The following is a 3,029-nucleotide window of genomic DNA, read 5'->3' on the forward strand; positions in this document are numbered from 1 at the left end:
GCTCAGGATGTCGCCGCCCGACGCCCAGATCAGGGGTGTGAAGGTGAAGATGTTGCAGCCGCCGCAATTGCCGGAGAAGTAGAAGCCCTTGATGTTGCCGCCGAGCGCGTTGACCTTCTCGGCATCGGCCGCGATCTCGGCCCAGTTGGCAGGTCCTTTTTCGGGGTCGAGGCCGGCCTGCTTGAACAGCTTCTTGTTCCAGATCAGCACCGAGGCGTCGGCAGAGAAGGGCAGGCCATAGATGTGATCCTTGTAGGTGCCGGTCTTCACATGCGCCGGCGACAGGCTGGCAAAATAGGGCAGGGACTTTGCCCAGTCGGTAATGTCCTCCAATTGGCCGGCTGCGGCGAAGGAGGGCGTGTAGATCAAATCGAGCGACAGCGCGTCGGGCGCCGTGCCGCCGGCGGCCGCGGCGCCGTATTTCGGGATGATCTCGGCATTGGGAATGATGTCGAGTTTGACCTGGTTGGTGTGCGCCTTGTTGTAGGCATCGACGATCCTCGGCATGAAATTCGAGCCGTCGACGCGCACCCAGATGTTGGCCGTCTCGGCGGCGGCAGTGCCGAGACTGCCACCCAGAACGGCAGCGGCCAGGGTCAGTTTGGCAATCAGGTTCCTCATGTTCTCCTCCTCCAAGGTTGGCCGCGGTCCGCGGCTTGGCGCCGATTGCGCGGCGCTTCGTTTTCAGCCACCCGGCGGATGGCCGCATGACTGCCGCACCACCAGCCGGCACGGCAGTTTTCGAATGCCTGGCGCGGCGGGCTTGCCGCCGACCAGCGAAAGCAGGGTCAACCCGGCCTCGCGCCCGAGCGCGACAAGGTTCATGTCGACAGAGGTCAGCGGTGGGCGCGTCGCCTCGGCCACGATCTCCCAATTGTCGAAACCGATGACGCCGACATCACTGGGGACGTCGAGGCCGCGTTCGCGCAGCGCATCGATGACGCCGCGCGCGATCTGGTCGTTGCCGCAGAAGACCGCGTCCGGCCTTTCGCTTTTGCCGTCGAACAGTTGCGCAACCGCCTGGTGACCCCAGGCTTCCGACCAGGAGCCGAGCAGCGGCTCGCTGACCGTCAGGCCGTTTTCGACCAGCACGTCGCGGTAAGCCTGGACGCGCGCGTGCACCACGGCAAAGCTCGCCGGCCCGGTGACATGGGCGATGCGCTTGCGGCCCAGCCGGCAGAAATGCTCGACGGCCAGCCGGGCGCCGCCAACATCGTCCGAGACGAAGGCGACGGCGTCGGGATCTGGCTGCGTGAAGGCATAGATCACCGGGACGCGCAGATTGGAGAGGTCGACGGGCAGATGGCGATCGATGCGCTTGCCGGTGGCGATGATGCCGTCAACGCGCTTGTCGAGCATGGCGTCGACATGCATCTGGCCCAGCCGCGGATCCTCCTCGACATTGCACAGGAACACCGAGACGCCATTGTCGACCAGCGCGTCCGAAATGCCCGACATCAACGGCAGCGAGAAGCGGCCATAGGTATCGTTGGTGAGCAGGCCGACGGTGAAGCTGCGCCGCCGGAGCAGGCTTTGCGCCAGGCTGTTGGGCCGGAAACCGAGCCGCCGGGCGGTCTCGCGAATGCGTTCGCGCGTCTCGGCTGTCATCCGGCCCTGGCCATTGAGCGCCTTGGATGCGGTGGCGACACTGACTCCGGCCTGGGCGGCCACGTCACGCAAGGTGACTGGCTTGGAAAAGACTGGAACAGGCAGATCGTCCGATGGCATCGCGCCGAGATCCTTGGTTGGGAAAAGGTTTTCTCTTACCGAGCCGGATGAGGCCCGGCAGGTGGCCGAGCCCAACGACGATTGCTTGGGAAAACCTTTTCTCAGATGAAGCTAAGCCAGATCGAATCGCTGTTCAAGGGGAAAAGTTGGTTGGCCTCCGCTCCTCGACTCCGAAATGCAACGCGGGGTAAAAGCAGCCTCGGAAGCGCGTAGGGGAGAAACGTCAATCGCAGTGCTGGAGGCCCTCGGTCGACACGGGGCGGGGCTGCCGCTTGGGCGTGAAGGATCGCAACTCTGCGCCGGAAGCGAGGCCCGGCAAGGTTGGCTGACGAACGCTCTGAAACTCGATGCCGAAAATTCTGAACAATCCCTCGGGATTAACCTTTCCGTAAATATTTGGCCGCTACTTCGACAGCCATGGCCTCGTGGCGGAGCGGCTACGCTGGAGACGGCAAATCTCTGAAGCCTCGGTTCGATCCCGAGGCGAGGCCTCCAAAATTTCGCGTCCCAATCTGCCCCGAGCGCAGTCAGTTCCCGCGAATAGATTGTGTGTTGCGAAGGCAGTACGGACCGGCCGTCAAAGCAGTCCTGTCTTGAATTTGGCATGCAGGCGCTCGCGAAAAGAGTGCTATGGAAGGGAGGCGAGCGTTGTTGCTTCGCTTTTTCCTGACATTCGAGGCCTTTCGTGCGTGAACCGTCGCTGCTGCCCGTTTTTGGAAAACTTGGCCTCAAGACCCCTGTCGCCTTGGCGGCGGCACCAATCTCGCCGGCAGGTGTGCCGCACCTGCGGAAGCTTCTGGCTGCGCATGGCGGCATGGTGCTGAAACTGTCGGTCGTCGCCTGGACGGTGCTGATCCTGGGCGCCGTGTTTTTCACGATGCGAGGCTGACCGGCATGGCCAACCGCTACACGGTGCGCATGGAGCTTCCCCAGAGTTGGAGCATCATCGATGTCTTCACCGGCCAGCCTGCGGTTGTCCGGCAAAAGGTGATGGTCGGGATGGGGCCGCGCGAGGCCGAGGACATGGTCGTGCAGATGAATGTCCGCGACGTTAAACGCCGCGAAAGGGCCGAGCGCAAGACCTGATCGCGGTCAGCGCCAACTCGCCGCCATTTCAGCCGAAATCGGCCGCCGTCAGCACATACATGCTCTTGCGGGTGCGGTCGTAGGCCTTCGACGCCACCTCGCGGATGGCGCTGCTCTCGGTGTCGAATGTCTGGAGATAACCGGCTTCATCGGCAGCAGTGCCCGGCCGCATCTTGGCCATGGCGTCGGCAGCGACGGAAAATGAGATCTGGAAC

General features: G+C 63.3%; 5 protein-coding genes. 2 read left to right on the plus strand and 3 right to left on the minus strand.

From position 1 onward, the window contains the following. The coding region (locus EN906_RS28935) for an extracellular solute-binding protein (protein ID WP_127375557.1) at positions 1–621 on the minus strand (621 nt) is incomplete at its 3' end. 63 nt (positions 622–684) lie between these two features. Then, positions 685–1,728, minus strand: coding sequence for a LacI family DNA-binding transcriptional regulator (locus tag EN906_RS28940; protein WP_127272522.1), 1,044 nt, complete (start codon positions 1,726–1,728; stop codon positions 685–687). 685 nt (positions 1,729–2,413) lie between these two features. On the opposite strand from EN906_RS28940, the gene EN906_RS28945 reads away from it, so the two are divergent. Both EN906_RS28945 and EN906_RS28950 read left to right on the plus strand, forming a co-directional pair. Continuing rightward, positions 2,414–2,617, plus strand: a complete 204-nt coding sequence (locus tag EN906_RS28945; protein WP_127269696.1) for a hypothetical protein — start codon at positions 2,414–2,416, stop codon at positions 2,615–2,617. A gap of 5 nt (positions 2,618–2,622) precedes the next feature. Beyond that, on the plus strand, positions 2,623–2,814 hold the full coding sequence (locus tag EN906_RS28950) for a hypothetical protein (protein ID WP_127269694.1): 192 nt from the start codon (positions 2,623–2,625) through the stop codon (positions 2,812–2,814). 28 nt (positions 2,815–2,842) lie between these two features. Here the strand turns inward: EN906_RS28950 and EN906_RS28955 are convergent. Then, on the minus strand, positions 2,843–3,029 hold a 187-nt coding region (locus EN906_RS28955; RefSeq protein WP_127375558.1), incomplete at its 5' end, for a DUF1488 family protein.

Source organism: Mesorhizobium sp. M7A.F.Ca.CA.004.06.1.1 (assembly GCF_003999135.1).
Lineage (GTDB): Bacteria > Pseudomonadota > Alphaproteobacteria > Rhizobiales > Rhizobiaceae > Mesorhizobium.

Excerpts from the sequence above, each read along its gene's own strand:
- EN906_RS28940 (WP_127272522.1), bottom strand. The coding sequence starts at position 1,728 with ATGCCATCGGACGATCTGCCTGTTCCAGTCTTTTCCAAGCCAGTCACC.
- EN906_RS28950 (WP_127269694.1), top strand. The coding sequence starts at position 2,623 with ATGGCCAACCGCTACACGGTGCGCATGGAGCTTCCCCAGAGTTGGAGC.